Origin of the sequence: Nocardioides abyssi (assembly GCF_030412915.1) — a bacterium.
GTDB lineage: Bacteria > Actinomycetota > Actinomycetes > Propionibacteriales > Nocardioidaceae > Nocardioides > Nocardioides abyssi.
Genome location: NZ_JAUHJR010000357.1, coordinates 1 through 203 on the forward strand (window position 1 = coordinate 1; position 203 = coordinate 203).

Genomic DNA, 203 nt, shown 5'->3' on the forward strand with positions numbered 1-203 from the left:
GGCCGCGGGGCCCCAGCCCTCGCCGGTGTTGAGGCTGAGCGTGCGGGTCCGGCCCTCGACCTCGAGGGTCACCCGGCCGTTCGCGGGCCCCTCGGTGAGCAGGCCGTCGGGCAGCCACACCTCGCCCGGCCCCGGGGACGCGACGCCCGCGTCGCCGCGCAGCACGCCGGTCGTGCCGCGCGGGGCGGCCAGGAGGGTGACCG

General features: G+C 81.3%; 1 protein-coding gene. It reads right to left on the minus strand.

What is annotated here, in order from left to right:
* Positions 1–203 (minus strand): hypothetical protein (locus QWY29_RS20985; RefSeq protein ID WP_300963128.1); only part of this gene is annotated, 203 nt, incomplete at both ends.